A 484-nucleotide genomic window follows, 5' to 3' on the forward strand; every position below is an offset into this window, starting at 1 on the left:
TTGCCGCGGCTGCATCCGTCATCCTCAAACAGCCGTTTATGACCCTGAAAGTCGTCTTCGGCATTTACTGGCAGGCCTTGAAATTGTGGCTCAAGCGTAGCCCGTTTTATGATCATCCATCCTTATCCAGCGCTGATACAAACTTAGCGAATGAGAAAGCAGGAACACACTATGAATAGTCAAACAACCACTCTTCCAACAAGCCAGGGTTCCAGTTTTCAGAGCTTGGCCAAAAAAGCCGTTTTTAAACAACTCGAGAGTCTAGAGTATGGCCAGCTTGTCATTATTGATGGTGGAGTTAGGCACGTATTTGGCTCGAACGAGGGCAGCGATATTTATGGTGAGTTGAATATTGTTGATCGTGCCTGCTACGTAGATATTTTGACGGGTGGAAGCATCGGTGCAGCGGAAAGTTACATGACGGGTGATTGGACGAGTCCCGATTTAGCGGCGTTGATGCGTTTAATGGTCCGCAACATGGACG

1 protein-coding gene and 1 pseudogene are annotated in these 484 nt (G+C 47.7%); both read left to right on the top strand.

The window, feature by feature from the left end; translation table 11 throughout:
• Window positions 1-20 precede the first annotated feature (20 nt).
• Window positions 21-179: a DUF1365 family protein gene (locus A3751_RS21685; RefSeq protein ID WP_255376064.1), complete on the top strand. Its 159-nt coding sequence runs from the start codon at window positions 21-23 to the stop codon at window positions 177-179.
• Window positions 172-484: pseudogene (locus A3751_RS02400) on the top strand (SAM-dependent methyltransferase); the annotation flags it as partial. The gene A3751_RS21685 and the pseudogene A3751_RS02400, both read left to right, overlap by 8 nt.

It is taken from the genome of Oleiphilus sp. HI0080, assembly GCF_001635135.1.